Raw genomic sequence first — 26,861 nt, 5'->3', positions numbered from 1 at the left:
GGGCTGCTCCAGCAGCCCGAAGGACACACCGGTGCTATGCGCCACCGGCTTCCCAGCGGGCACGTTCGGCGGCGAACGCCACCGACTGCACCTGCCGGAAGGCGTCGATCGACGCAGCGTGGTCGACGAGGAACCGCTCGTGCTCGGCGAGCGAGAAGGTGCCGTCGACGATCTCGACTCCCCCTCCCCGGCCGGCCGCGAGGTCGGCGCGCAGGTCCAGCAGTTCCTCCGGCTCGACGGGATACCAGGAGATCCGGTCGAAGAAGCGCAGCAGCCAGGGCGTTCCCGCCTCGAACGGGCCCGCCGGCTGCGGGTGCCGGTGGTTCCACACCTGGGTCGTGCGGCCGACGAACTGGTAGCCGCCGGGCCCTTCCATGCCGTAGATGCACAGGTACGCCCCACCGATGCCGACGGCGTTCTCCGGCGTCCACGTCCGCGCCGGGTTGTACTTGGTCGTCACCAGCCGGTGCCGCGGGTCGAGCGGCGTCGCGACGGGCGCCCCGAGGTACACGTCGCCGAGGCCGAGCACCATGTAGTCGGCGGCGAAGACGGTGTCGAACACGTCGTCCACCGACCCGAGGCCGTTCATCCGGCGGATGAACTCGATGTTCCACGGGCACCACGGCGCGTCCGCCCGCACTCCGTGCATGTACCGCTGGGTCGCCTCGCGGGTGGCCGGGTCGTCCCAGGACAGCGGCAGGCGCACCCGCCGGCTCGGCACCACGAGCTCGTCGCTCGCCGGGAGCTGCCCCTCCGCCTCGGCGAGCAGGTCGAGCAGCGTCGGCACCGGGAGCACGTCGGGATCGACCTTGACCTGGAGTGACCGGATGCCGGGGGTCAGCTCGAGCAGGCCCGCGGGGCGTTCGGCGTCGAGCCGCTGGTGCAGCGCGTGCACCCGAGCCCGCAGCGCGAGGTCGAGGGTCATGTCGCCGTACTCGACGAGGACGTTGTCGTCGCCGCTGCGCCGATAGGTGACCGGGGTGTCGCCGTCGCGGCGGGCGAGTACGCCGTCGTCGCCGTCGCCACCGGGTGAGACCACCAGTGCCAGCCCGGCGCGACGGGCCACGCCCAGCGCCCGCCGCGACGCGGCGTGCTCGGCGCGGACCGGCACGAACCGCACCCGGTGCCCGGGGGCGAGCTGACCCAGCTTCCACCGGTCGGCCGCGACAACGGTGACGGGGCAGACGAATCCGCCCAGACTCGGCCCGTCGGGCCCGAGGAGGATGGGGGTGTCGCCGGTGAAGTCGAGGGCGCCGACGGAGTAGGCGTTGTCGTGGATGTTCGACGGGTGCAGCCCCGCCTCCCCGCCGTCGGGCCGGGCCCACCGCGGCTTCGGCCCGATCAGCCGCACGCCGGTGCGGTCGGAGTTGAAGTGCACCTCGTACTCGGTGGCGTAGATCGTGTCGATGTCGGTGCGAGTGAAGAACTCCGGTGCGCCGTGGGGCCCTTCGGTGACGGCGATCTCCCAGCGCGTGGTCATGGCCGGGACGTGCTCGGCGGGAACCGGGGCCACCGGCCCGGTCGCCGACTCCCCCACGACGAGCACGTCCCCCTCGGCGAGCGTCCTCCCCTCGTGTCCACCGAACCGGCCGAGCGTGAATGTCGCTGCACTGCCCAGGAACTCGGGAATGTCGAGGCCGCCCTGCACGAGTACGTACACGCGCAGCCCGGGGCCGGCGAGGGCACCGACGTCGAGCACGCCACCGGCGGGGACGGTGACGGGACGCCACTGCGGGACCACCGTGCCGTCCACCCGCACGGTCGCCGGGGCGCCCGTGACGCACACCCGCGTGGCGTCGGTGAAGCGCAGCGCCGGTCCGGCCATGACGGATTCGAGACCGGGCGCGCCTTCGGCGTTGCCGAGTGCGGCGTTGCCGAGGCGGAACGACAGGTCGTCCATCGGGCCGGACGGCGGGACCCCGACCTGCCAGTAGCCGGTGCGACCCGGGTAGTCCTGGACCGTGGTGAGCATGCCGGGACGGTCGACGGTGATCTTGGTGGTCATGACGGTCGGGCCTCCGGTCGGGTCACGATCATCCGCACCTCGGTGGGGTCGAAACCGTTGCACGGGTTGTTGATCTGGGGACAGTTGGAGACGAGGACGAGCACGTCCCGGTCGGCGCGCAGGGCGAGGCGTTTGCCGGGGGCGGAGAGGCCGTCGACGATGCCGAGGGTGCCGTCCGAGTCGACGGGCACGTTCATGAAGAAGTTGACGTTGGAGACCAGGTCGCGTTTGCCCAGGCCCCACCGGGCCCCTTCGACGAGGAAGTTCTCGACGCACGCGTGCTGATGCTTGGTGTGGTGGCCGTAGCGCAGGGTGTTCGATTCCTGCGAGCAGGCACCGCCGACGGTGTCGTGGTTGCCGACCTCGTCGGCGACGAGGGTCATGAGGGCCTCGCCGGCGCCGGCGCGCAGCACGGATCCCGTGGTGAGGAACAGGTGCCGCTGGGCAGCGATCGTGGCGGGCGCGCTGTAGCGGACGGTGGTGTCGTGCGCGTCGTAGATCAGGGTGTCGACGGCCTGGTTGCCGTGCAGGTCGACGACGGTGAGCACGTCGCCGGCGGCGACGACGGCCGACCAGGGCCCGCGGGCGCCGGCGATCTCGTCACGGATCACCGTCCCGGGCACAAGGGCGGGCAGGTCGAGGGTCGGGGTCATGATCAGTGCTCCGTTCCGGTGGCGGCGGTCCAGGCGTCCTCGGTGTTGAGGACGGCGCGCCGGTATTCGGGGTCCGTGTTCGGCAGGTCCTCGAGGTCGCGCGGGGCGTGCCAGGCGAGCACCTCGAGGGTGGTGGTGGAGAAGCGTGGTGCCGGGTCGAGGGGGTGGGCGGTGTTGGCGATCAGGGCGATGACCGGCAGATGGATGAGCAGCTCGACGCAGGCTCCGGCCCCGGCGGTGCCGGTGCTGGTCAGGGCGCCGTCGCCGCCGACGCGCACGCCGTGGAAGAACGACAACGAGGGCGGCAGGTCGCGGGGGGTCAGGTCGTGCTTGGCGGCGGCGACGGTGAACAGCTCCCGGCCTGCGGGTGCGTGCGAATGCAGGCTGCCCGCACCGTATTTCACGGTGTTGCCGGCCAGGTGGGTGGTGCCGCACAGCGCGTCGTGCCGTCCGGAGGTGTCGGCGACGAGGGTGGCGAGCACCCGGCCCTGGTCCGACAGCAGCGGATGTCCGACGCCGAGGTAGGCCTGCCACGGCACCTTGACGGTGTCGGCGACGTTGAGGCGCTCGTGCGGGGCGTCGGCACGGAACAGCAGCAGGTGGGCGCAGGCGGCGCCGTCGAGGTCGCGCAGGCGCAGACGGGTGCCGCGGGCGAGGACCTTGGTGGTGTAGCGGCCGCCGGGCACGGTCTCGGCCCAGGTCATGGCGGCGGTGCGCCCGCCGGGTGGGGTCGGGTGCGCCGAGGCGGGGACGGTGGGCATGCCGGCGGTGACGGTGCCGGCCTGGGCTCGGGCGTGTGCCTTGGCGGCGTGGGTGGTGGCGGTGTCGGTCATGCTCGGGCTCCGATCGTGACGGGGTTCGGGTGCGCGGCGCGGCGCGGGAAGCACAGGGCGCCCAGGGCGACGACGGCGGCGACGGTGAGCGGCGCGGCCCACTGCAGCAGCGGCATGGTGCCGTCCGGGTCGAAGATCTCGGTGCGCGGCCAGGACAGGTTGACCACCATCAGCAGGCCGTACGCGACGGCGAGGACGTTGACGGGCAGACCCCATCGGCCGAGCGAGAACAGCGGATTGCCGTCCGCGTCGGTCGCCGCGGCGTCGTACGGGCCGCCGCGCAGCCGGCGCAGTAGCAGCGGCACGGTGACCATCAGGTACGCGAGGTAGATGAGCACGATGCACACGCTCGAGAGGGTGGCGAAGATCGCGCTGTTGCCCATGTTCACCGCGAGGATGCCGATGCACACCATGCCGATCAGCACGGCCGGCGCGATGGGAGTGCCGGTACGGGCGTTGACGTGCGACAGGACCTTCGACGCGGGCAGACGCTCGTCGCGGGCCATCGAGAAGATCAGGCGCGACGCGGCGGTCTGGATCGCGAGGGTGCAGATGAACACGGCGATGGCCACGTCGACGAGGAGCAGCGTGCCCCACGGCGAGGACAGGATCGCGCCGAGCACGTACGGCAGGCCCTCGGCGGCGAGGCGGCCGTCGGTGAGGCTGGGGGCGGCCATGAGCGCGCCGAGAATCATCAGGCCGCCGCCGATCGCGGAGACGGACAGGGCGAGGCGGATGGTGCGCGGTGCGACCCGCCGCGGGTTGCGGGTCTCCTCGGCGAGTTCGCCGGCCGAGCCGAAGCCGACCATGACGTAGGCGGCCATGAGCCCGGAGACGATCCAGGCCCAGCCGTACCCGGGGCTCGCCCCGGGTACGCCGGTGTCGAGGACGACCTGCGGGCCGCGGACGGCGTGGGTGAAGAACATCCCGATCACGGCGACGACACCGACGATCTCGCAGGTGACGCCGATGCTGTTGATCCGCGACATCCAGTTCACACCGATGCTGTTGATGATCGTGGTGAGCACGAGCAGCACCGACCCGAGCAGGACGGCGTTGGCGGCGCCGGACGAGGAGGTCAGCGACGGGTCGTCGCCGATGATCTGGAATCCACTCCAGACGGCCGGGAGGACCACCTGCAGGGCGATCGCGGCGGCAGCGGCGGTCACCATCTGCGCGAGGATCATGAACCAGCCGGCGAACCAGCCGACCACCTCGCCGCCCATCCGGCGGGACCACTGGTAGATCGCCCCGGAGATCGGGTAGCGCGCCGCGAGTTCGGCGAAGTTCAGGGCGACCGTGAACTGGCCGGCGAATACCACCACCCACGTCCAGAAGAAGGCGGGGCCGCCGAAGCCGAAGCCGAGGCCGAACAGCTGGAAGATGGTCGTGAGGATGGAGACGAACGAGAAGCCGGCGGCGAAGGAGGCGAACCTGCCGAGGTTGCGGTGCAGCTGCTGCTGGTAGCCGAATTCGCCCAGGTCGCCCGCGTCCTGGTGCGAGGCGGTCGGTGCAGCGGCAGCCGGCCGGGTGAGCGTCAGGCTCATGGCGGTGTCCGTTTCTGTGCGCGGTGCGGCGGCCGGATGACCGTCGAAAAACTGTCGAGTGACAGTTTTCGCGAGGTCACGTCTTGTCCGAATGTCCGCGGCGTAACGAGTTCGTGACCGACGTTTCCACCGTGTGACGGTCTGCTCACCACGCGCTCGCCCCGCCGCCGTCGCCGGATCTGTGCCATCGTCGACGGCGTGACCCATGCCCGCCCCGGACGCCCTCGACTGCACCGGCCACGCCGGCCCGGTTCCACCGCACGCGCCGAGATCCTCGACGCTGCAGCCGAACTGTTCACCACCCGCGGATTCGCGTCGACCTCGACGCGGCTCGTCGCCGAGGCGGTCGGCGTCCGGCAGGCCTCCCTGTACAACCACTTCGCCACCAAGGACGACATCCTCGCGGCGCTGCTCGAGCAGACCGTCGCCCCCACCCTGTCGTTCTGCGAGCAGCTCGGCGACGGCCCGCCCCCGGAGGCACGGCTGTACGCCCTGGCGCTGTTCGACACCGCGCAACTCGTCACGGGGCGCTGGAATCTCGGTGCGCTCTATCTGCTCCCGGAGGTCCGCACCGACCGGTTCACGCAGTTCCATGCCGCCCGGACCGGTCTGCGCGCGTGCTACCGCCGGCTCGCGGTCGCCGTCCTCGGCCGTCATGCCGCCGGAGCGGACGCCGACGACCCTCGCGCCGACCTACCGTTCCGGTTGGTCGAATCCGCCATCAACATCCGCGCCGACGGGGACACGGCTGCCGTCGCGGACCTGCCCGAGGTGCTGGCGGAGGCAGCGCTGCGCGTCCTCGGGTTCACCGGACCCGTCGAGCCCGTGCGCGAGGTCGCCCGCGCACTCGTCGCCCGGGTCGCCGCCTCGAGTTAGAGTGCTGCGCACGCGAATCTGATTGGGGGGTCATCATGAGCGGTTTGTTCGACGCTGCCGGCTCGTTCTCGACGGGGGGCGGCGTCCGTGTCGTGCCCGACGGGGTGCGGGCGTTCGGCAGCACGTCCCTGCGCGCCGCAGAGGAGGTCGCCCGGGCGGGCGGAATCGATCTGCAGGCGAACGTCTCGTCGCTGAGCCCGGCCATGGGCCTGATCGGCGCGGACTTCGTCGCCGCGTTCGCCATCACGCAGGGTGCACACACCCGCGCCGTCGCCCAGCTGGCGTACGTCTACGCGTCCGGCGGTGTCGCCGCGCACGACGCCGCAGCCCGGTACGAGACGCTCGACGCCACGACCGCCGCGGGCCTCGGCGCGGCCGTCGCGGGAGTCGGGGACGCGCGATGATCGCGCAGCAGGCGCCGGTCGCCTCGCCCACCGTCCTCGACGCGCTCCGCGCGTCCCCTGCCGGACCGGTCCTCGACCTACCGCTGCCCGCTCCGCCCGCGGCCCCGCCGACGTGGTCGCCGGAATCCGGGCTCGATGCGATATCCGAAGTGCTGCAGTCTATTCCGGTTCCACCGATGCCGGGAATCGACGAATTGCTGCGTCCCCTGCGCGATCTCGGCGCCCTGTTCGGTACCGGGATCGTCGAGGCGCTCGACCCGTCGGCGGTGCTGCAGCAGTCGTCGCGGGTGCTCGAGGGCGCGGCGTCGCTGACCCGCACGGCACTGCATGCGCTCCCGGACTCGTGGGAGGGGGCACCCGCCGAGGCCGCGCTCGACAAGGGTCGCCAGGCACAGCTCAGCGCGGTCGAGCTGAGCGAGCGGGGCGACGAGATCGGAGCGGTCACCCGCGCCGCGACCGCGAGTGTCGAGCGGGGAAACGTCGAACTCGGCGGAATCGCCCAGTCCTTCCTGGCCTTCGCCACCGCGACGGCGCCCGTCGCGCTGACACCACCGGGACAGGTCGCGCTGCTCACCGCCGCCACCGAGCACGTGTCCGCGGCGCTGGCGGTGGTCGCGCGTACTCGCGGCGAACTGCTCGGCCACACCGCGGCGATGAATGCGCTCGCCGCGCCGATCGCTGTGCCTGCCCCCGTCGCCAACCCCGGCCTGCCCGCTCCGGCGGACGTCGCCGCTACGGCCACGAAAACCGTGGAGATCGTCGCCGCGGCCGGTGCGCCCGGCGATGTTCCGGCGCAGACGCAGGCCGCGGCATTCGCAGGCGGCACCGGACCGGCGACCCCCACGGTCGCCGCCGCCACCGCCCCGGCGAGCAGCGCGAGTGGCATCGCACCGGGCGGGGGCGGTATTCCGCTGGGCGCGGCAGGTGCGGCGGCTCTCGGGGGCGCGGTCGGCGGTCTCGGCGGCGCCCCGTCGAACCCCCGGTCGGCCGTGACTGCTCCCGTTTCCGCCGTCGCTCCGGCCGCCCGGCCCCCGCTCGCGGCCGCGATCCCGGCCACCGGACGCGCCGACGACGACACGCCCCGACGAACCCGTCCGGCGATCCTGGTGTGCGCGGCGAACAGCACCGCCGTGATCGGCGAGCTCCCGGCGGCGACGGCACCGGTGATCGGGGACGGTGCAGACTGGTGATTCGCGGGTTCCCGTCCTGCAGGGTGTGGGACGGGAACCCGGTCGTTCGTCACCGGCCTGCCCGTGATCGGGGATTCGTTGCGGACAGCGCCGTCGAGGTCGGGGGATCGCCGAGTCACATCTGTGCGGCGACGAGGACACGGTGTCGACGAACGCGAGAACCGGGACGTGGTCGCCGCGACCGTGGTGAACTGACTGACGAGCCGGTTCGATCTCGGCCGGCCCGTAGCTGTCACCGACCCGACGGAGTTCTCGAGGGATGACGATCGACCACGACCGCGTCGTCGCCTGGCGACGAGACCTGCATGCCCACCCGGAGCTGTCGTTCGCGGAGTTCCGGACCACCGCGCTGGTGCGCGATCAGCTGGTCTCGCTCGGGCTGGACCCGGTGACCCTGCCGGGCGGTACCGGATTGTGGTGCGACGTCGGCCCGGACACGACCGAGTGCCTTGCGCTGCGGGCCGACCTCGACGCCCTGCCGCTCACGGAGACCACCGGGTTGCCGTACGCATCGACCGTGGACGGCGTGTGTCACGCGTGTGGGCACGATGCCCACACCGCGATGCTGCTCGAGGTAGCCACCGTGCTCGCGGCACACCCGCCCCCGCAGCGTGTGCGGTTGATCTTCCAACCCGCCGAGGAGACAACCCCGGGTGGCGCCCTCGAGGTCGTCGCGGCGGGCGGTCTCGCGGGGGTGTCCCGGATCTTCGCGCTGCACTGCGCCCCGCAACTCGAGGCGGGCAAGCTCGCCACCCGCGCCGGGCCGATCACCTCGTCCGGGGCCGTTCTCACGGTCCGGTTGTCCTCCCCCGGCGGCCATTCGGCCCGTCCGCACCTGACCGGTGACCTGATCCACGCGGCGGCCGTGCTCGTCACCGGTCTGGCGTCGGTGCTCGATCGACGCCTCGACGCCCGTACCGCCACCGTCCTGACGTGGGGACGGGTTCGGGCCGGGCATGTCGGCAACGCCATCCCCGAGGAGGGAGAACTGGTGGGCACGTTGCGCAGCGCGTCGCACGAGACGTGGGCGACGGTGGAACCCCTGGTACGACGCAGCGTCGCGGAACTGCTCGCACCCTACGACGTGGACCACGAACTCGAGTACGTGCAGGGCGTTCCGCCGGTGGTGAACGATCCCGAGGCGGTGGCCGAGATGCTCGCCGCGATCGAGTCCGTGGTAGGCCTCGAGAATCTCGCCGAGGCGGGACAGTCCAGCGGCGGCGAGGACTTCGCGTGGTATCTCGAACACGTCCCGGGTGCGATGGCGCGGTTGGGGGTCTGGGACGGGACGAGTCCGCGGCACGACCTCCACCAGCCCGACTTCGTGCTGGACGAACGAGCCCTGGTGTACGGGACCCGCACCCTGCTGGCCCTCGCCTACGGCGGAAAGCACGAACCCCGCATCCCCTGACGCGAGCGGACGAACCGTGCCGTCGGACCGATCGAGTGAGCGACACATTCGCTCCGCGAGAAGCGCCCGTGCGGCGCCGGGTCACCGATGGCGACGGACGGGTCCGGCCCGGATGGGCGGATCCGCCTCGGAAGGCGAGGCCGGGCGGTGCACGGTCACGGGGACGGACCGCGCCGCGGTCCGGGCGACCGGGCCGGCGCGGCGGCGGTCGTACTCCGCGCGGCGACGGGGGTCGCGCAGGACGGAATAGGCCTCGACGATCCGGCGCAGTTCCTCGTCCGGATCCGGGCCGAACGGGAGGGCCGGGTTGCGGAGGTCGGGGTGATGCTCGCGGAGCTTGCGACGGAAGGCCGCCGTGATCTCCTGGTGCCCGGCGGAATCGGACAGGTCCAGTACGGCGTAGAGATCGGGTTCGCTGCCGGTCACGGCCCCGCTCCTTTCGCTTTCGTCGTCGGCTGCGTCGGGTGCGGCCGCCAGAGCGAACGCCCGGCGGCCCACCTCGCGACGGAGGGGGCCGCCGGGCGTCGGCGATGATCGGGTGCGGCCCGCACTGGTGGTGCCGTTACCGGCGGTGCGCCGGCCGGTTCAGCGACTCCGGGCCGCTGAGCGGCTCGACGCCTCGTGGCTGTCGTCCGGGCGGGCGGCACGCGCGTCAGCGCCTTGCGCTACTGCTGCGATGTCGTATCACCGTCCCTTCTCACAACAAGGCTTCCGTGGGTCTCACAAGGCTTCCGCGGGCGATCGGGTGCGGACCGGAGGGGAGCGCTGCGTGGCCACCACGTCCCCCGGAGCCCGCGTCCCGGCCCGGCCGGGCGGCCGCAGGGGGCACACCGGGCCCCGTGGACGCCGGACCGCGGCGGTCCGGCATCCCGGGAGGTCCACCGGCGGTCGCGCCCAGGGCACCTCGAGCATGTCCAGCTCGAGATCGAGCAGGAGCAGTTCGAGATCTGCACCGTCGACGGGGGCCGGTTCGGCGATCAGGTCGAGTGCGTCCATGGCGGTCTCCGCGGACACGGGGGGTCAGGCGTCGATCGCCTTCTTGTCGCCCACCGCGATCTCGATCCTGCGCGGCTTGGCCTTCTCCGCCACGGGGATCGTCAGCCTCAGCACGCCGGCGTCGTACGTCGCCTCGATGTTCTCGGTATCGAGGTTCTCGCCGAGGAACAGCTGCCGGCTGAACACGCCACGCGGACGCTCGGCCGCCACCATCTCCTGGCTCTGGTCGCGCGCCGGTCGCTCTGCATGCACCGTCAGCACGTTCCGTTCGACATCGAGGTCGAGCGAATCGTCGGCCACGCCGGGCAGGTCGAACTCGACGACGAACTTGTCGCCCTCACGCCAGGCGTCCATGGGCATCACCGCAGGCCGGGCCGCCGTGCCGAGAACCTGCTGCGCGAAGCGATCGAGCTCGCGGAACGGATCGGTGCGCATCAACATCGTTTCCACCTCCACAGACTCTCTTCGTGCCGGTTGAGGAGAGCGGCCGATCTATGTTTGCCGCTACACCTTTCTTGTACCACCGACAACATATGAAGGCAAGGATTTGTTCCCGGAACAGCCGCGAATTCCGCGCGGCCAGGCGACAATCCCGCCGCCCAAAACCTCCCGTGCGCGGCTGCGTTTGGTTACGCTCGATCTACCGCATGATGCCGCGGCGGTTCCGGGATGCCCTCAGGCCGAGCGGAGCGCCCGGCGCCGCAGTGACGTCGCCGCCCCGGGCGGCGCAAGGAGGCACCATGGTTGTCACCGAGACGAAGGCCGTCCGACCGTATCCGCCGCGGTATGCGCCGAAGGGTTCGACGTTCTACAGACTCGTCACCACGACCGACCCGAAGATGCTCGGTCTGATGTACATCGTCACGTCGTTCACGTTCTTCCTCATCGGCGGCCTGATGGCGCTGCTGATCCGCAGCGAGCTCGCTGTTCCGGGTCTGCAGTTCCTGTCCAACGAGCAGTACAACCAGTTGTTCACGATGCACGGCGGCATCATGCTGCTGATGTACGCGACCCCGATCGTGTTCGGGTTCGCCAACTACATCCTGCCCCTCCAGATCGGCGCCCCCGACGTCGCTTTCCCGCGCCTGAACGCGTTCAGCTACTGGCTGTACCTCTTCGGCGCGACCGTCGTCGCCGCCTCCCTCATCACTCCCGGCGGTGCACCGGACTTCGGATGGACGTCGTACATTCCGTTGGCGGACGATCTGCACTCCCCCGGTATCGGCGCCAACCTGTGGTTCACCGGCCTCGCGGTGGCCGGTCTCGGCACGATTCTCGGCGGGGTCAACATGATCACCACCGTGGTGTGCCTGCGCGCGCCGGGCATGACGATGTTCCGGATGCCGATCTTCACCTGGAACATCTTCATCACGATGATCCTGATCCTGCTGATCTTCCCCCTGCTGACCGCCGCGTTCATGGGGGTGATGGTCGACCGGGTACTGGGCGGGAACATCTTCGATCCGGCCACCGGCGGGGTGCTCCTCTACCAGCATCTGTTCTGGTTCTTCGGTCACCCCGAGGTGTACGTCATCGCGCTGCCGTTCTTCGGCATCATCTCCGAGGTCATCCCGGTCTTCTCCCGCAAGCCGATCTTCGGCTACACCGGCCTGGTCTACGCGACCCTCGCGATCGGTGCCCTGTCGATGGCCGTGTGGGCGCACCACATGTACGCCACCGGCGCCGTGCTGCTGCCGTACTTCTCGTTCATGACGTTTCTGATCGCGGTACCCACCGGCGTGAAATTCTTCAACTGGATCGGCACCATGTGGAGGGGACAGGTGACGTTCGAGACGCCGATGTTGTTCTCGGTCGGCTTCATCATCACCTTCCTGTTCGGCGGCCTGACCGGCGTCATCCTCGCCAGCCCGCCGCTCGACTTCCACGTCCACGACTCCTACTTCGTCGTCGCGCACTTCCACTACGTGCTCTTCGGCACCATCGTGTTCGCCACCTACGCCGGTCTCTACTTCTGGTTCCCGAAGATGACCGGACGGCTGATGGACGAGCGGCTCGGGAAGTGGCACTTCTGGCTGACCTTCGTCGGTTTCCACACCACGTTCCTGGTGCAGCACTGGCTGGGCAACGAGGGCATGCCGCGCCGCTACGCCGACTACCTGCCGTCGGACGGGTTCACCACGCTCAACACCATTTCGACCATCGGGGCGTTCACCCTGGGCGTCTCCACCCTGCCGTTCCTGTGGAACGTGTTCAAGAGCTACCGGTACGGGCAGGTCGTCACCGTCGACGACCCGTGGGGCTACGGCAACTCCCTCGAGTGGGCGACCACCTGCCCGCCGCCGCGGCACAACTTCTACGAGCTGCCGCGCATCCGCTCCGAGCGGCCCGCGTTCGAGCTGCACTACCCGCACATGGTGGAGACCATGCGGGCGGAGGCGCACGTCGGCGTCGGCCGGCGCCACGCAGCCGAGGTCGCCGAGGAACCCCACGTCCGGGACACCGCCGACCGGACACCCAAGGGCACCTGACCCGGCCGGCCGGACCGGTGTAACCGGGCTCCCGCCGGGGTATCTGGAGCACACGCCCCGCACGGCGGCGAGCACTCGAGTACCACTTCGGCGGGAGGCCCGGTGTCTACTGACGCGATCGTGTTGTTGAAGGAAGACCACAAGGAGATCCGCAAGTTGTTCCGCGAGTTCCGCGGTGCGGACGACGACCAGGAGAAGGGTCGGATAGTCGAACGGATCATCGAACTGCTGACCGTGCACACCTACATCGAGAACGAGGGTATGTACCCCGAGGTGCGCTCCCTGCTGCCCGACCTCGAAGCGGACATCCTCGAATCGTTCGAGGAGCACCACGTGGCGGATGTGCTGGTGATGGAACTGGCGGGGATGAAGCCCGACGCCGAGCGATTCGACGCGAAGACGACGGTCCTCATCGAGAACGTCGAGCACCACATCGAGGAGGAGGAAGAGGAGTGGTTCCCGAAGGTGCGGGAGGCACTCGGCCGCAAGCAGCTGCAGGAGATCGGGGCACGGATGCTCGAACTGAAGGAGAAGGCACCCCGCTCCCCCGCACAGCCTTCGGCACTGAAGAAGACGATCGACGCCGTCGTCAGCTGACACGTCGCCGGACCGCTACCGGTCCGGCTCACGAAGGCCGGGGGTGCGGAGTTGCTCCGCACCCCCGGCTACTGCGTTCCGGCGCTACGGAGTGCCGGCGGAGGTGGGCAGACCGCTCTTCGCGGACCCATCGGCCGCGCCGCGACCCGTGCGGCTGCCCCGGTAGGCGTCGCGACGGAACGGCACGAGCCACCGTGGCCACAGTTCGACCGAGGCGGGACGATTGAGCACCGGATCGAACGACGGCTGCGCGTCGTCGGGGGCCTGTACCTCGCGCTCGAGCGTGACGCGGCCCGCCGGCACGAGCGGCCCCCGGGCCGCGGCCACGTGCAACGAGAACAACAGCGGACCACCGCGCCGCGCCAGTTCCCGCACAGAGGTCGACGACGGCTGGTCCCCCTCGGGCAACGCGAAGATCCATCGCGGCGCGAGGTCGACGTTCGTGCGATACGCCATCAGGGAGCCGTACCGGGCGGTCGACCAGCCTCGCGCCGGCAGCAGCACCGCCCTGGTCGGCACGTGCAGCGTGGCGAGCAGGAGGTCCCAGGGTCCGCTCTCCAGTGAGAACCGCAGCGCCAGGCCGAGGATGTCGGGCACACCGTCGGGCGTGCCCACGGCACCGGACAACCGGGCGGTGACCGGTACCCGTGCCGGAACCGAACGCGGCCACCAGCCCGGCGTCAGTTCCGCCTCACCTTCGAAGAGCACCCCGTGCGGGTGGAACACCCGGGCGCCGCGCAACGCGGAGGCAGCCCGGAACGGCACGGCGAACACCGTGTGCATCGAGATCATGCGCCCCGCATACCCGGGGTGCCGGCACACCAATCGGCATGCGCTCACTCGACGAGCGAAGCCACCTCGTGATCGGTGAGCGTGGTCTGCGGCACGCGGCCGGCGTCCCGGGCCAGCAGCACCGCCCGGTACAGCGGCCGCTGCTCCAGTCCCGCTTCGCGGGCCTCTGCCCGCAGCTGCTCCACCAGTACCGACGACACCGCAGCGGCCGAGGCCAGCTCACTTGCCGCGAGGGCGTCGGCGAGCCGGCGCAAGGCCAGCACATCGAGCTCCCGGCAGCCGCCGTTCGCGTACAACGCCAACGGGACCGACACGATCCGGTCGCCGTCGTTGAGCCGCAGCACCACCTGACTGACCCGCAGCGCCGACACCACCAGTTCGACCCCGGCGAGGTTGCGCAGCTGCACGTGCCGGGTGCGCAGTGCCCCCTTCGCCGTGATCGTGGTGCCGTCGATCCAGCGACGCCGGCGCAGCACCGCCAGGGCACCCACCGCCGGTGGCACCCCGACGATCATCCCGCACACGACCGCGACCAGGGGGCTGGCCACGAGGTACACCAGCAGACCGGCCACCACGCCGATCAGGAGGGAGAACGCCGCGACCTTCCCGGCGCGCGGCGCGAGCAGCCGCGTCGGGATCAGGTCCAGACGGGTCGGCGCAGCACGTCCCGACGGGTCAGGTGCCGGCAACGACGTCCCCGACCCAGGCGACCACGTCGTCGAGGGGCACGGTGTGCTGTTCGCCGGTGCGCAGGTCCTTGACCACGATCTCGCCGGCTTCGAGCTCTCGCTCCCCCAGCACCAGGGCGACCACGGCACCGGAGCGGTCGGCGGCCTTCATCGCGCCCTTGACGCCGCGTCCCCCGTAGGCCAGGTCCACCCGAATACCGGCGGCGCGCAGCCGGTGGGCGACCGGGACCAGCGTCGACTTGGCGGCCTCACCCATCGGCACGCAGAACACCTCGCAGCGGGCGGGGCTGCCCGCGCTCTTACCCTCGGCGGCGAGGGCGAGCACCGTTCGATCGATCCCGAGACCGAACCCGATGCCCGAGAGGGGCTGCCCGCCGAGCTGAGCCATCAGGCCGTCGTAGCGTCCGCCGCCGCCGATCCCGGACTGGGCGCCGAGGCCGTCGTGGACGAACTCGAAGGTGGTCTTCGTGTAGTAGTCGAGACCGCGCACCATGCGCGGGTTGATCGTGTAGGACACGCCGAGCGCGTCCAGATGCGACAGCACCTCGTCGAAGTGCGCCTTGGCCGTGTCGGAGAGGTGGTCGAGCATGAGCGGAGCGTCGGCCGTCATCTCCCGCACGTGCGGGCGCTTGTCGTCGAGGACCCGCAGCGGGTTGATCTCGGCGCGGCGGCGGGTCTCCTCGTCCAGGTCCAGCCCGAACAGGAACTCCTGCAACAACTCCCGGTACTGGGGGCGGCACGTCTCGTCGCCGAGGGAAGTGATCTCGAGGCGGAACCCGTCGAGGCCGAGGCTGCGGAATCCGGCGTCGGCCACGGCGACGACCTCGGCGTCGAGCGCGGGGTCGTCGACACCGATCGCCTCGACCCCCACCTGCTGCAGCTGGCGGTACCGCCCGGCCTGGGGACGTTCGTACCGGAAGAAGGGGCCCGAGTAGCTCAGCTTGACGGGCAGCTGGCCACGGTCGAGGCCGTGCTCGATCACCGCCCGCATCACTCCGGCGGTCCCTTCCGGCCGCAGCGTCACGGACCGGTCGCCGCGATCGGCGAAGGTGTACATCTCCTTGCTCACGACGTCGGTGGACTCGCCGACGCCGCGCGCGAACAGTCCGGTGTCCTCGAAGATCGGCAGCTCGATGTGCCCGTAGCCGGCCAGCCGCGCCGCGCGGGTCAATCCGTCGCGCACGGCGACGAACTCCGCCGACTGCGGCGGGACGTAATCGGGTACACCCTTGGGCGCCGAGAACGTGGAGGGCTTGCTCAACTGTCGCTGCTTTCTCTCGTCGGGGGTCGGAGGCCGGGGTCAGCGGGAGCCGGTCAGCCCGGCCAGGAAGGGATTCGACGTCCGCTCCCGACCGATGGTGCTGGTCGGGCCGTGTCCGGGCAGGATCGCGGTGGCGTCGTCGCGCACGAGCAGTTTCGCCGCGATCGACGCGAGCAGCTGTTCGTGGTCGCCGCCCGGCAGGTCGGTGCGGCCGATCGAACCCTGGAACAGGGTGTCGCCGGTGAGGGCGATCTCGACGTCGTCGCCGTCGGCGGTCGTCGCGTGGGTGCGCAGCACCACCGAGCCCTGGGTGTGGCCCGGGGTGTGATCGACGACGAACCGGATGCCGGCGTGCTCGACCTGGTCTCCGTCGGCCAGTTCGATCACGGTGCGCGGCTCGGTGAATTCGGCGCCTTCGAGGAACGGCTTCAGTGTCGGGCCGATACCGCGACCGGGATCGGTCAGCATGTAGCGGTCGTCGGGGTGGATGTAGGCCGGGATGTCGTAGCGGTCGGCGACGGCCTGCGCCGACCAGATGTGGTCGAGATGGCCGTGGGTGAGCAGCACCGCGCGCGGCGTCAGCCCGGACCGGGCCAGAAAATCCGCGAGGGGCTCGGCGGCATCCTGTCCGGGGTCGACGACAACGCAGTCCTCGGCGTCGTCCTGCGCGAGGATGTAGCAGTTCGTCTGGAACATCCCGGCGGGGAATCCGGTGACGAGCACGGGCATCGCTCCTACGGTGTGGGCCTCGGTGTGGCTCCTACAGCCTAGGCCGGGCTCCCCGGCGACCGGTTCTCAGGTTGGGGTGGCAGACTCGATCCGGCTCGAGCCGGAGGCCGGCGGCGACGACGGATCCGGCAACGACGATCGGTTACGGGAGGACTACTGCAGTGCCGAGCAACGCACAGCGGCGCCAGGCCGCCAAACGCAAACTCGAGCGGCAGCTCGAACGACGGGCCCAGCGGGCGCGCAAGCGCCGCCAGCTCACCATCGGCCTGTCCGCGCTCGGTGTGGTCGCGGTCGTCGCGGCCGGCGTCGGCATCTGGGTGCTCACCCGCGACGACGGCGCGGACTCGACCGCGGCGTCGGAGACGACCGAACCGGCTCAGCCGGAGTTCGGAGCGCTGCCGGCGGCCCGGTCCGAACCGTTGCCGGACTCCGTGAACTGTGCCTATCCGGCTGCCGGCGAGCCCGCCAAGCCTGTGCAGCCGCCCCGCACGGACGGCATTCTCACCACCGGGGAGGGCAACACCGACATCAGCGTCAGCGTGGAGACCACCCAGGGCAACATCGGGCTGGTCCTGCACAACGACACCTCGCCGTGCACGGTCAACAACTTCCTGTCGCTGGCGTCGCAGGGGTACTTCGACGACACCGCCTGCCACCGCCTGACCACGTCCGACACGCTGGCCGTGCTGCAGTGCGGCGACCCCACCGGCACCGGGGCCGGCGGTCCCGGCTACCAGTTCGCCAACGAGTTCCCCACCGACCAGTACGCACCCGAGGATCCGGCGGCCACGCAGCCGCTGACCTATCCCCGCGGGACCGTCGCGATGGCCAACGCCGGCCCCGGCACCAACGGCAGCCAGTTCTTCCTCGTGTACGGCGACTCGGTTCTGCCGCCGCAGTACACCGTGTTCGGCACCATCGACGAGACCGGCCTGGCGACCCTCGACAAGGTCGCCGCGGGCGGTGTCGAGGGCGGCGGCCAGGACGGCGCGCCGGCCCAGCCGATCTCGCTGACCAGTGTCAGGATGGACTGATGACTCGTACTCGATCCGGCTTCGCCCGGACGGCCGTGGCCGGGGTGGGTATGGCGCTGCTGCTCGCCGGGTGCTCGGACGATCCGGACGACGGGGCCGCGACGACCACGACGAGCGCCGCGGCGCCGACGTCCGCCCCGTCGCTGTCCGACTTCCCCGCCCTGCCCGCCCAGCGTGCCGAGCCGCTGCCCGAAACGGTGAGCTGCGCGTACCCGTCGGACGGACGTCCGGCCGCCGAGTCGGTGCAGCCGCCGAGCGCCGAGAACGTCCCCACCACCGATACCGGCGTCACCGTCACCACGACCCAGGGCAATATCGGCCTGACTCTCCGGGGCGAGCTGTCCCCGTGCACCGTCAACAGTTTCCTGTCGCTCGCCTCGCAGGGGTACTTCGACGACACCGACTGCCACCGCCTGACCACCGACCCGACGCTGTCGGTGCTGCAGTGCGGCGATCCCACCGCCACGGGCACCGGTGGACCCGGCTACGAGTTCGCCAACGAGTTCCCCACCGACCAGTACGCGGCCGGGGATCCGCAGGCGCAGAATCCGATGGTCTACCCGCGGGGCACGCTCGCAATGGCCAACGCCGGCCCCGGCACGAACGGCAGCCAGTTCTTCCTGGTGTACCGGGACTCGATCCTGCCGCCGCAGTACACCGTGTTCGGCACCATCGACGACGCCGGTCTGGCGACGCTCGACGAGATCGCCGCGGCGGGGGTGGACGGCGGCGGACCCGACGGGCCGCCGGCTGCCGCGACGACGCTGACGGCCGTCCGCACGGACTGATCAGGTCCTGCCGCGAACGCCCTGCCCGCCCCTCGGCGGGCAGGGCGTTCGCGTCCCCGGCGCCGGCGGGGTCTGTCGGATCGTGACGCGATCGTCTACTGTGCCGTGTCTGTGACCTCCAGTACTTCCATTGCTGCGCGCCTGGCCCTGACCTTGGCCGCGGCACTCGCGGCGGCGGCGTGTGCCGCGTCCGCCACCGCCCCTGCCCCGGCCACGCTGCGGTCGACGACGACCACCACGCCCGCGGCCCCCGCCGGGTTCGACCCGTCCGGCTATGCCGCTCTTCCGCCGCGTCCCGAACCGGGGGCCTCGACGGTCACCTGCACGTACCCTGCCGCCGGACCGGCGGCGAGGACGGCGACCATGCCGGGGTCGACATCCGTGCCTGCGACCGGAACGGTGGAGCTCACGCTGACGACGTCTGCGGGACCGGTCCCGTTGGTCCTCGAACGCTCCGCAGCACCGTGCGCGGTGCACAGCTTCGCCGCTCTCGCCCGGCAGGGATTCTTCGACGGGACGCAGTGTCATCACCTGACGGACGATCCGGGCATGCAGATGCTCCGCTGCGGCGACCCGACCGGTTCCGGGGCCGGCGGGCCGGGCTACACATTCGCCGACGAGTATCCCGTCACGGTCGTCCGCGGGGAGAACGGCTATCTGCCCGTCCCGGTCGTGTACCCCCGCGGCACCGTCGCGATGGCAGGCGCCGGACACCGGGACAGCAACGGCAGCCAGTTCCTGCTCGTCTTCGGCGACTCGCTGCTGCATCCGCAGTATTCGGTGTTCGGTACCGTCGCCGAGCCGGGCCTGCAGGTGCTCGAGGACGTCGCCGCGGCCGGCAACGACGGCTCGAGCCCGCTCGGCGGCGGCCGCCCCCTCACTCCGCTCGTCGTCACCGACGTGGGATGAGGCGCCGCCGGGCGATGGGCGGTCCCTGAACCGGCCTACGCCGCGGAGGTCACCCGGTACACGTCGTAGACGCCCTCCACGTTGCGGACGACGTTGAGGACGTGCCCGAGGTGCTTGGGGTCTCCCATCTCGAAGGTGAAGCGGCTCACCGCGACCCGGTCGCCCGTCGTGGTCACCGACGCCGACAGGATGTTCACCTTCTCGTCGGCGAGGGCCTTCGTGACGTCCGAGAGCAGCCGGTGCCGATCCAGCGCCTCGATCTGGATGGCCACGAGGAACACCGACGACGGGGACGGTGCCCACTCGACGTCGATGATCCGCTCGGCCTGCTGCTGCAGCGATCCGGCGTTGGTGCAGTCGGTGCGGTGCACGCTCACCGAGCCGGTACGGGTGACGAAGCCCATGATCTCGTCGCCGGGTACCGGGGTGCAGCACTTGGCCAGCTTCGACACCGTGCCGGGGGCACCAGGCACTAGGACGCCGGAGTCGCCGCTCTGCCGGGACCGGGTCGGGATGGACGACGGCGTGGCCCGCTCCGCGAGCTCCTCCTCGACCCCACCGACCCCACCGAGGAGCGCGACGAGACGCTGCACGACGTGGTGCGCCGAGACGTGATGCTCCCCGACCGCGGTGTAGAGCGCCGAGACGTCGGCGTACCGCAGCTCCTTGGCCACGGCCTGCATCAGGTCCGCGTTCATCAGGCGCTGCAGCGGCAAGCCGACGCGTTTGACCTCCTTGCCGATGGCGTCCTTGCCGGTCTCGAGCGCCTCCTCGCGGCGTTCCTTCGCGAACCACTGCCGGATCTTGGCCTTCGCGCGCGGCGAGACCACGAACGACTGCCAGTCACGGCTCGGCCCGGCATTGGGATCCTTGGAGGTGAAGACCTCGACGACCTCGCCGTTCTCGAGTTTGCGCTCGAGCGCGACGAGCCGGCCGTTGACCCGTGCGCCGATGCAGCGGTGCCCGACCTCGGTGTGCACGGCGTACGCGAAGTCCACCGGGGTCGACCCGGACGGCAGCGTGATCACATCGCCCTTGGGGGTGAAGACGAAGATCTCCTTCACGGCCAGGTCGTAGCGCAGCGACTCGAGGAATTCGCCGGGGTCGGCGGCCTCACGCTGCCAGTCGAGCAACTGCCGCATCCACGCCATGTCGTCGAGCTCGGTGGCGTCGCCCGAGTGTTTGCCCTTGGTCTCCTTGTACCGCCAGTGCGCGGCGATGCCGAACTCGGCGGTGCGGTGCATCTCCCGGGTGCGGATCTGCACCTCGAGCGGCTTGCCCTCGGGGCCGATCACCGTGGTGTGCAGAGACTGGTACACGCCGAACCGCGGCTGGGCGATGTAGTCCTTGAAGCGGCCCGCCATCGGCTGCCACAGCGAGTGCACGACACCCACGGCGGCGTAGCAGTCGCGGATCTCGTTGCACAGGATCCGCACGCCGACCAGGTCGTGGATGTCGTCGAAGTCGCGGCCCTTGACGATCATCTTCTGGTAGATCGACCAGTAGTGCTTCGGCCGGCCCTCGACGGTGGCCTCGATCCGCGACGCCGAGAGCGTCGAGTTGATCTCCGCGCGGACCTTTGCCAGATAGGTGTCGCGCGACGGCGCCCGGGTGGCGACGAGCCGGACGATCTCCTCGTACTTCTTCGGATGCAGGATCGCGAAGGACAGGTCCTCCAGCTCCCACTTGACCGTCGCCATCCCGAGACGATGCGCGAGCGGAGCGATCACCTCGAGGGTCTCGCGTGCCTTGCGGGCCTGCTTCTCCGGCGGCAGGAAGCGCATGGTGCGCATGTTGTGCAGTCGATCGGCGACCTTGATCACCAGGACCCGGGGGTCGCGCGCCATCGCAATGATCATCTTGCGGATGGTCTCGCCCTCGGCCGCGGTGCCGAGCACCACCTTGTCCAGTTTGGTGACCCCGTCGACAAGGTGGGCGACCTCCTCACCGAATTCGGCGGTGAGTTGTTCGAGGCTGTAGCCGGTGTCCTCGACGGTGTCGTGCAGCAGCGCCGCGATCAGCGTGGTGGTGTCCATGCCGAGTTCGGCGAGGATCGTCGCGACCGCGAGGGGGTGGGTGATGTACGGGTCACCGGACTTGCGCTTCTGCGACGCGTGCCGCTCCTCCGCCACGTCGTAGGCGCGCTGCAGCTCCGACAGGTCGGCTTTCGGGTACAGCTCGCGGTGGATCGTGACCAGCGGCTCGAGCACCGGCTTGAGATTGGTGCTGCGCTGCCCGGTAATGCGCCGCGCCAGCCTGGCCCGCACCCGGCGGGACGCCGAGGTGGACGCCGAGGTCGGGGTCGGACCGGAGTTCTGGGACCGATCAAGATTCTGGGTCATGCCCACACCTCCCGTCGCCGATGCACACCGGGCGTACCGTCGCGCATTCCTCGTCGTCCGGAACCACCGGCACCTGCGCCAACTCTAGCTCTCAGAGCTGGACCAATGACGTCACCGGGTACTTTTCCAGGCGCGCCCGCCCGCCGAGAACCTCGATCTCGGTCACCACCGCCACCGCGACGACGAGGGCACCGGCCGCGTCGAGCAACTCCGCCGTCGCCGAGAGGGTGCCGCCGGTGGCGAGCACGTCGTCGACGACGAGTACCCGCCGGCCGCGCAGCCGAACCGAATCCTGCGGAATCTCGATGGCGGCGGTGCCGTACTCGAGCGAGTATTCGCGGGTGTTCACCGGCGGGGGCAGCTTGCCCGCCTTGCGTACCGCGAGGACGCCGGTGCCGAGTGCGTGAGCGATCCCACCGCCGAGCAGGAAGCCGCGGGCGTCGACCCCGGCCACCAGTTCCGCGTCCGGTGCGGTGGCGGCCAGCGCAGCGATCACCACCCCGAACGCCTCGCCGTCGGCGAAGACCGGGGTCAGGTCGGCGAAGCGGACTCCGGGTGTCGGGAAGTCGTCGACCCAGCGGGTGTGGGCGGTGACCGCCGTTGCGGCACGGTCGATCAGAGCGTGCATTCCGGCGGGAGTGTCGTTCATCGGTTGAGAATCCACCTGTCCATGTTCCAGCCCGCACCGGCAGCGCTGGTGTTGACGACGGCGGCGCGCAGGCCGCCGGCGAAGGTCGTCTCCCGGGGCTGCGCGTAGAGCGGCAGGGTCGGCATCTCGGTCCACAGGATCGTCTCGGCCTCGCCGACCAGGCCCGCGATCGTGGCGTCGTCGTCGGTCACGGCGAGGGCATCGAGGATCCGGTCCACCCGGGCGTCGGCGAAACGACCGACATTGGCACCGGCGGCGGAGTTGAGGGAACCGCGGGCGTCCTGCATGTCGGCCGTGCCGGCCGCGCCTGCGGCGGCGGCGGTCCCGGCCAGTACGGCGTCGACCTGACCCGCCGTGAGCTGCGACGGCGTGAACGTGTCGGAGGCGGCGTCGACCACCTCGATGCCCGCCTCGCGGCAGGACTGGGCGATCAGTTCGACGATGCGGGCGCGGCGCGCGTCGGGACCGAGGTACCCGATCCGCACGGTGATGCTGTCCGTCCCGGCCGCGGCGAGTTCGCTCCGCGCCGCGGTGGTGTCCGCGTCGTCGTAGCGGGCGGCCGGTGCGGACACGCCCGGGTACAGGGGCGAGTCCGCGGGCAGCAGCCGCGACGAAGTGGTCCCGGAACCGAGACCGGTTGCGGGGACGTCCCCGACCCGGCCGAACTCCTCGAACAACTGCGACCGGGGCACGCACAGCGCGAACGCCCGGCGCGCGGCCGGGGCGCCGAGGCTCCCGCCCGCGGTGCCCAGCACGAGCTGTTCGACGTTGCGCGAGGCCGTCTCCGTCGTTTCGGCGCCGTCGCCGAGTGAAAGGTCCAGGGCTCCGGTGGCGGCGTCGACGACGTGGACCCGGTCGTCGGAAGCCGCCGCGGAAGCGTCGGTGCCGCGCGGCCACACCACGATCCGGTCGGTGCCGGGCTTGTTGCCCCACCAGCGCTCGTTCGCGACGAGGACGAGCCCGTCCTCGACGGTGAACGACTCGATCCGGTAGGGACCCGAGGCCGGCAGCAGCGACAGGTCCACCGCGCCCGGGGTCAGGTTCCACCCCGTGTTCCAGAAGTCGGCGAGCCGGCGCAGCGCCTCGCCGTCACCGCCGCCGACGGCGGCGACCACGTCGGGCACCCCCGAGACCCGGGCCGCGACGTGCGCGGGCATCAGTTCGGTCGCGCCGAACAGGGCCCGCCAGTCGGCGTAGGCGCGGCCGCCACGGAAGACGACGGTGGCGTCCTTGGATCCGGTCTGGCAGTCGATCCGTTCGATGTCGACGTAGCCCGAGCGTCGCGCGGCGGAGAACAGGTTCCCCGCCGCACCCGAAGCGTCGGGAGCGGTGAAGCGCCCACTGGCGGCCGCCCAGGTCAGCACCAGGTCGTCGCACGACATCGGCACCCCGTCCGAGTACACGGAGTCCGGGGACAGCCGGTACTGGACGGTCAGCGGGTCCTGCGCGACGACGGTGGCCGTCCCGATGTCGGTGTCGGAGATCACCTGGCCGGCCGGATCGACGTAGCCGAACCCGGGCAGCACGCGGGCCAGGGCCTGCCGGGCTCCCGAGGCGGCGCCGTCGACGGTGTTGGCGTTGTAGGTGGTGACCGTGTTGTCGAGGGCATACCCGATGGAGGGCAGGGACTCCTCGGTCGTGCCGCAGGCCACGGTCGTCGCGGCCAGTGCTGCGGCCGCAGCCGTGGCCGCGAGTGCCGCGCGGACCGACCGGCGGCGCCGGGTGTGCTCGGGTGCCGACATGTCAGTGCCTTCTCTTGGCGCGCTTTCCGGTGGGACGGACCCCCGGTCTGGGGCTGCGCTCGGCCACCCGGGGGGCACCGGCGCCCGCTGTCGTGGCCACTGCGCTGCGCTCGGTCACGGACACCGGTGCCGCCCCGACCGTCGTCTCGCCGGACGGCACCGAACGCGATGCCGCAGCGTCGCGCTTGGCGAGCACCTTGCGGGTGTGCGCCGCCACCGGCCCCCGCCACTCCTTGAGCGTCACCAGCAGCGGGGTCGCGAAGAAGATCGACGAGTAGGCACCGACGACGATGCCGACCAGCTGGACGAGGGCAAGGTCCTTGAGGGTGCCGACGCCGAGCAACCACACCGCGATCACCATCAGCGCGAGGACCGGCAGCACCGAGATGACGGTGGTGTTGATCGACCGCATGAGGGTCTGGTTGACGGCGAGGTTGGCCTGCTCGGCGTAGGTCCGTCGATGCAGGTGCAGGATGCCCCGCGTGTTTTCCTCGACCTTGTCGAACACCACCACGGAGTCGTACAGCGAGAAGCCGAGGATGGTGAGCAACCCGATGACGGTGGCCGGGGTGACCTCGAATCCGACGAGCGAGTACACCCCCGCGGTGACGATCATGTCGAAGAACAGCGCGGCCAGGGCCGCGAGTGCCATGTCCCGCTCGTAGCGCACCGCGATGTAGATGCTGACGAGTACCAGGAACACCGCCAGCGCGATGAGGGCCTTGCGGGTGATCTGTCCGCCCCATGTCTCGCTGACGTCGGCGACGCTGATCGCGTCGCGCGTGGGCACGCCGTCGGGACCGGCGGGCTGGAACTCGTCGTACAGGGCGTTCTGCAGCGCCCGGACCTGTTCCAGGTCGAGGGCCTCCGACCGGATCTGGATGGAGGCGGCGGCGCCGGACCCGACGGTCTGCACCGACACGGGTTCGGCGCCGAGGGTGTCGGAGTACACCGTCTCGACCTGTTCGGTGGTGACGCCCTCGGCGGCCGGGAGCTGGATGCGGGTTCCGCCCTCGAAGTCGATGCCCCAGGTGAAGCCGCGGATCAGCATGCTCAGCAGTGCCACCAGCACGATGGCGCCGGTGAGCAGGTAGTAGAACCTGCGGCGGCCGACGATCTCGAACGCGCCCGTGCCGGTGTAGAGGCGCGAGAGGGTGCTGTGCCGGGGTGCGGTCGTGGTGGTGTCGGTCATCGTCACGCCTCCTTCGCCGAGGCAGCCGCGAGCTGGCGCTCACGCGCGACCTGCTGAATGGCACCGAGACCGTTCACGCTCGGCTTGGACCAGAACTTCGACTTCGACGCGAGGTACACCAGCGGCCACGTCACCAGGAACACGACCACGACGTCGAGGATGGTGGTCAGACCGAGGGTGAACGCGAAGCCGCGGACTTGGCCGACCGCGAGGACGTAGAGCACCGCGGCCGCGATGAAGCTGACGGCGTTGCCGGACAGGATGGTCCGGCGGGCCCGCGCCCAGCCGCGGGGCACGGCAGAACGGAAGCTGCGTCCCTCACGGATCTCGTCCTTGATGCGTTCGAAGAAGACCACGAACGAATCGGCGGTCATGCCGATACCGATGATCAGGCCGGCGATGCCGGCGAGGTCGAGGGTGAAGTTGATGTAGCGGCCGAGCAGCACCATCACCGCGTACACGGCGAGGCCGGACAGCACCAGCGACAGCGCGACGAGTACCCCGAGCATGCGGTAGTACACGAGGCTGTAGATCAGCACCAGGAGCAGTCCGACGACACCGGCGATCAGCCCGGCCTCGAGCGATGCCAGGCCGAGGGTCGCGGAGACCGTCTCGGCCTCCGACGCCGCGAAGGACAGGGGCAGCGAGCCGTACTTGAGGGTGTTGGCGAGCTCGGTGGCCTCGGTGTTACTGAAGTTGCCGGTGATGGAGGTTGCGCTTCCGGCGGGGGTGGCGCCCTGGATGACGGGCGCGCTGACCACCTTGGAGTCGAGGACGAACGCGGCCTGCTGGCCGATGTTGGCGGCGGTGAACTGCGCCCAGGTGCTGCTGCCCTCGGAGTCGAACGTCAGGCTGACCTCGTAGCGGGACTGCTGGGAGTTGTAGCCGGCGGAGGCGTCGGTGATCTGCTGACCGTCGATGATGCTGGGGCCGAGCAGATAGACGGCGGTGCCGTCGGTGGAGCATGCCACGAGCGGCTTGGCCGGATCGTCGTTGCCGGCGAGCGGGTCGGCGGCCGAGCAGTCCAGGGTGGCCATGGCCTCCTGCAGAACGGCCGGGTCCTCGCTCTGCCGGGTCTCCTTCGCAGCGGCGATGTCCGCGGCCGCCTGGGCCTGCGGGTCGAGGTCCTCCGCAGGAGCGGGTGCCGGGGTCTCCGGAGCGGGGGCCGGGGTGCCGGTATCCGGGGTGTCGGGGGCCGGGGTATCGGTGGGATCCTGCGCCGGGAAGGGCCGGCCCTGCGGTTCCGGTGCGGCCGGTTCGGGGGCAGGCGTCGCGGCGCCGGGCGCCGGCGTCTCGGGGACGGGAGCCGGGGAGTCCGCGGGGGCGGGCTGAGCGGAGTTGGCGCTCGCGATGGGCTGGCCGATCACGGGCCGGATGTACAGGCGCGCGGTCTGGCCGAGGGTGCGGGCCTGCGAGCTGTCGTCGCCGGGCACCGTGATCACCAGGTTGTCACCGTCGATGACGACCTCGGAACCGGACACGCCGAGACCGTTCACGCGGGTCTCGATGATCTGCTGGGCCTGCCGGAGACTGTCCTGGCTGGGCGCACTGCCGTCCGGGGTGCGGGCGGTGAGGGTTACCCGGGTGCCGCCCTGCAGGTCGATGCCGAGCTTCGGCGTCGCCGATTTGTCCCCGGTGAAGAAGATCAGTGCATACAGCGCCACCAGGACCGCCCCGAACAGGGCGAGGGAGCGAACTGGATGCACCGATCCGTTGGAAGGTGCCACGGTCTG

General features: G+C 70.8%; 25 protein-coding genes. 9 read left to right on the top strand and 16 right to left on the bottom strand.

Annotated features, from left to right (window positions below):
* Positions 1-34: 34 nt before the first annotated feature.
* The 4 genes from AC2IPW_RS11490 to AC2IPW_RS11475 are packed head-to-tail and all read right to left on the bottom strand — an operon-like array spanning position 35 to position 5,038.
* Entirely contained in the window at positions 35-2,005 is a 1,971-nt protein-coding gene (locus tag AC2IPW_RS11490) for a 5-oxoprolinase/urea amidolyase family protein (protein WP_486376865.1), read from the bottom strand.
* Positions 2,002-2,658, bottom strand: coding sequence for an urea amidolyase associated protein UAAP2 (locus tag AC2IPW_RS11485; RefSeq protein WP_486376864.1), 657 nt, complete (start codon positions 2,656-2,658; stop codon positions 2,002-2,004). The genes AC2IPW_RS11490 and AC2IPW_RS11485 overlap by 4 nt, the downstream gene beginning before the upstream one ends.
* A gap of 2 nt (positions 2,659-2,660) precedes the next feature.
* Positions 2,661-3,491 (bottom strand): urea amidolyase associated protein UAAP1, encoded by an 831-nt coding sequence (locus tag AC2IPW_RS11480; RefSeq protein WP_003935504.1) that lies wholly within the window; start codon positions 3,489-3,491, stop codon positions 2,661-2,663.
* Positions 3,488-5,038, bottom strand: coding sequence for an amino acid permease (locus AC2IPW_RS11475; protein WP_003935505.1), 1,551 nt, complete (start codon positions 5,036-5,038; stop codon positions 3,488-3,490). Before AC2IPW_RS11475 ends, AC2IPW_RS11480 begins: the two co-directional genes overlap by 4 nt.
* A gap of 198 nt (positions 5,039-5,236) precedes the next feature.
* Between AC2IPW_RS11475 and AC2IPW_RS11470 the strand changes: the two genes are divergently transcribed.
* The 4 genes from AC2IPW_RS11470 to AC2IPW_RS11455 all read left to right on the top strand — a co-directional run bounded on the left by AC2IPW_RS11470 (position 5,237) and on the right by AC2IPW_RS11455 (position 8,919).
* Positions 5,237-5,914 (top strand): TetR/AcrR family transcriptional regulator, encoded by a 678-nt coding sequence (locus AC2IPW_RS11470; RefSeq protein WP_003935506.1) that lies wholly within the window; start codon positions 5,237-5,239, stop codon positions 5,912-5,914.
* Positions 5,915-5,949: 35 nt separating this feature from the next.
* Positions 5,950-6,318, top strand: coding sequence for a type VII secretion target (locus AC2IPW_RS11465; RefSeq protein WP_486376863.1), 369 nt, complete (start codon positions 5,950-5,952; stop codon positions 6,316-6,318).
* Positions 6,315-7,508 (top strand): hypothetical protein, encoded by a 1,194-nt coding sequence (locus AC2IPW_RS11460; protein ID WP_486376862.1) that lies wholly within the window; start codon positions 6,315-6,317, stop codon positions 7,506-7,508. The genes AC2IPW_RS11465 and AC2IPW_RS11460 overlap by 4 nt, the downstream gene beginning before the upstream one ends.
* A gap of 259 nt (positions 7,509-7,767) precedes the next feature.
* Positions 7,768-8,919 (top strand): amidohydrolase, encoded by a 1,152-nt coding sequence (locus tag AC2IPW_RS11455; RefSeq protein WP_003935509.1) that lies wholly within the window; start codon positions 7,768-7,770, stop codon positions 8,917-8,919.
* A gap of 81 nt (positions 8,920-9,000) precedes the next feature.
* On the opposite strand, the gene AC2IPW_RS11450 is transcribed toward AC2IPW_RS11455, so the two are convergent.
* The 3 genes from AC2IPW_RS11450 to AC2IPW_RS11440 form a co-directional block, all read right to left on the bottom strand.
* Positions 9,001-9,345: a J domain-containing protein gene (locus tag AC2IPW_RS11450; protein ID WP_371382990.1), complete on the bottom strand. Its 345-nt coding sequence runs from the start codon at positions 9,343-9,345 to the stop codon at positions 9,001-9,003.
* A gap of 294 nt (positions 9,346-9,639) precedes the next feature.
* Positions 9,640-9,915 carry a hypothetical protein gene (locus tag AC2IPW_RS11445; protein ID WP_486376861.1) on the bottom strand — a complete coding sequence of 92 codons (276 nt, stop codon included), beginning with the start codon at positions 9,913-9,915 and terminating at the stop codon, positions 9,640-9,642.
* Positions 9,916-9,939: 24 nt separating this feature from the next.
* Positions 9,940-10,356, bottom strand: a complete 417-nt coding sequence (locus tag AC2IPW_RS11440; protein ID WP_003935512.1) for an Hsp20/alpha crystallin family protein — start codon at positions 10,354-10,356, stop codon at positions 9,940-9,942.
* A gap of 299 nt (positions 10,357-10,655) precedes the next feature.
* Here AC2IPW_RS11440 and ctaD point away from each other — a divergent pair, with 299 nt between their 5' ends.
* Together ctaD and AC2IPW_RS11430 are read left to right on the top strand one after the other, a co-directional pair.
* Positions 10,656-12,404, top strand: a complete 1,749-nt coding sequence (ctaD, locus tag AC2IPW_RS11435) for an aa3-type cytochrome oxidase subunit I (RefSeq protein ID WP_003935513.1) — start codon at positions 10,656-10,658, stop codon at positions 12,402-12,404.
* Between the two features lie 102 nt (positions 12,405-12,506).
* Positions 12,507-13,001 carry a hemerythrin domain-containing protein gene (locus tag AC2IPW_RS11430; protein WP_450120157.1) on the top strand — a complete coding sequence of 165 codons (495 nt, stop codon included), beginning with the start codon at positions 12,507-12,509 and terminating at the stop codon, positions 12,999-13,001.
* An 84-nt stretch (positions 13,002-13,085) separates the two neighbouring features.
* On the opposite strand, the gene AC2IPW_RS11425 is transcribed toward AC2IPW_RS11430, so the two are convergent.
* From AC2IPW_RS11425 to AC2IPW_RS11410, 4 genes are read right to left on the bottom strand one after another with little or no spacing between them, the layout of a single operon-like run.
* A complete protein-coding gene (locus AC2IPW_RS11425) occupies positions 13,086-13,793 on the bottom strand; it encodes a phosphodiesterase (RefSeq protein WP_450120158.1) in 708 nt (235 codons plus the stop codon).
* A gap of 44 nt (positions 13,794-13,837) precedes the next feature.
* Positions 13,838-14,482, bottom strand: a complete 645-nt coding sequence (locus AC2IPW_RS11420; RefSeq protein ID WP_416063481.1) for a hypothetical protein — start codon at positions 14,480-14,482, stop codon at positions 13,838-13,840.
* Positions 14,469-15,743: a histidine--tRNA ligase gene (hisS, locus tag AC2IPW_RS11415; RefSeq protein ID WP_416063480.1), complete on the bottom strand. Its 1,275-nt coding sequence runs from the start codon at positions 15,741-15,743 to the stop codon at positions 14,469-14,471. The genes AC2IPW_RS11420 and hisS overlap by 14 nt, the downstream gene beginning before the upstream one ends.
* Positions 15,744-15,782: 39 nt before the next feature.
* The gene (locus AC2IPW_RS11410; RefSeq protein ID WP_200863123.1) at positions 15,783-16,466 is read right to left on the bottom strand and encodes an MBL fold metallo-hydrolase; all 684 of its coding nucleotides are present in this window, start codon (positions 16,464-16,466) and stop codon (positions 15,783-15,785) included.
* A 167-nt stretch (positions 16,467-16,633) separates the two neighbouring features.
* Between AC2IPW_RS11410 and AC2IPW_RS11405 the strand changes: the two genes are divergently transcribed.
* From AC2IPW_RS11405 to AC2IPW_RS11395, 3 genes are all read left to right on the top strand, one after another.
* Complete coding sequence (locus AC2IPW_RS11405) at positions 16,634-17,506, top strand: peptidylprolyl isomerase (protein ID WP_003935519.1); 873 nt, start codon at positions 16,634-16,636, stop codon at positions 17,504-17,506.
* Entirely contained in the window at positions 17,506-18,294 is a 789-nt protein-coding gene (locus AC2IPW_RS11400) for a peptidylprolyl isomerase (protein WP_371382993.1), read from the top strand. The genes AC2IPW_RS11405 and AC2IPW_RS11400 overlap by 1 nt, the downstream gene beginning before the upstream one ends.
* Positions 18,295-18,405: 111 nt before the next feature.
* Complete coding sequence (locus AC2IPW_RS11395; protein ID WP_371382994.1) at positions 18,406-19,203, top strand: peptidylprolyl isomerase; 798 nt, start codon at positions 18,406-18,408, stop codon at positions 19,201-19,203.
* 35 nt (positions 19,204-19,238) lie between these two features.
* On the opposite strand, the gene AC2IPW_RS11390 is transcribed toward AC2IPW_RS11395, so the two are convergent.
* The 5 genes from AC2IPW_RS11390 to secD form a co-directional block, all read right to left on the bottom strand.
* Positions 19,239-21,545, bottom strand: a complete 2,307-nt coding sequence (locus tag AC2IPW_RS11390) for a RelA/SpoT family protein (RefSeq protein ID WP_040781631.1) — start codon at positions 21,543-21,545, stop codon at positions 19,239-19,241.
* A gap of 91 nt (positions 21,546-21,636) precedes the next feature.
* A complete protein-coding gene (locus AC2IPW_RS11385) occupies positions 21,637-22,164 on the bottom strand; it encodes an adenine phosphoribosyltransferase (RefSeq protein WP_486376993.1) in 528 nt (175 codons plus the stop codon).
* 26 nt (positions 22,165-22,190) lie between these two features.
* On the bottom strand, positions 22,191-23,936 hold the full coding sequence (locus tag AC2IPW_RS11380; protein WP_371382995.1) for an ABC transporter substrate-binding protein: 1,746 nt from the start codon (positions 23,934-23,936) through the stop codon (positions 22,191-22,193).
* A 1-nt stretch (position 23,937) separates the two neighbouring features.
* Entirely contained in the window at positions 23,938-25,128 is a 1,191-nt protein-coding gene (secF, locus tag AC2IPW_RS11375; protein WP_371382996.1) for a protein translocase subunit SecF, read from the bottom strand.
* A 2-nt stretch (positions 25,129-25,130) separates the two neighbouring features.
* A complete protein-coding gene (gene secD, locus AC2IPW_RS11370; RefSeq protein WP_371382997.1) occupies positions 25,131-26,855 on the bottom strand; it encodes a protein translocase subunit SecD in 1,725 nt (574 codons plus the stop codon).
* Positions 26,856-26,861: the final 6 nt, after the last annotated feature.

It is taken from the genome of Rhodococcus sp. NS-SX18 (genome assembly GCF_057367935.1).
This window is presented reverse-complemented; position numbering and strand designations above follow the sequence as displayed.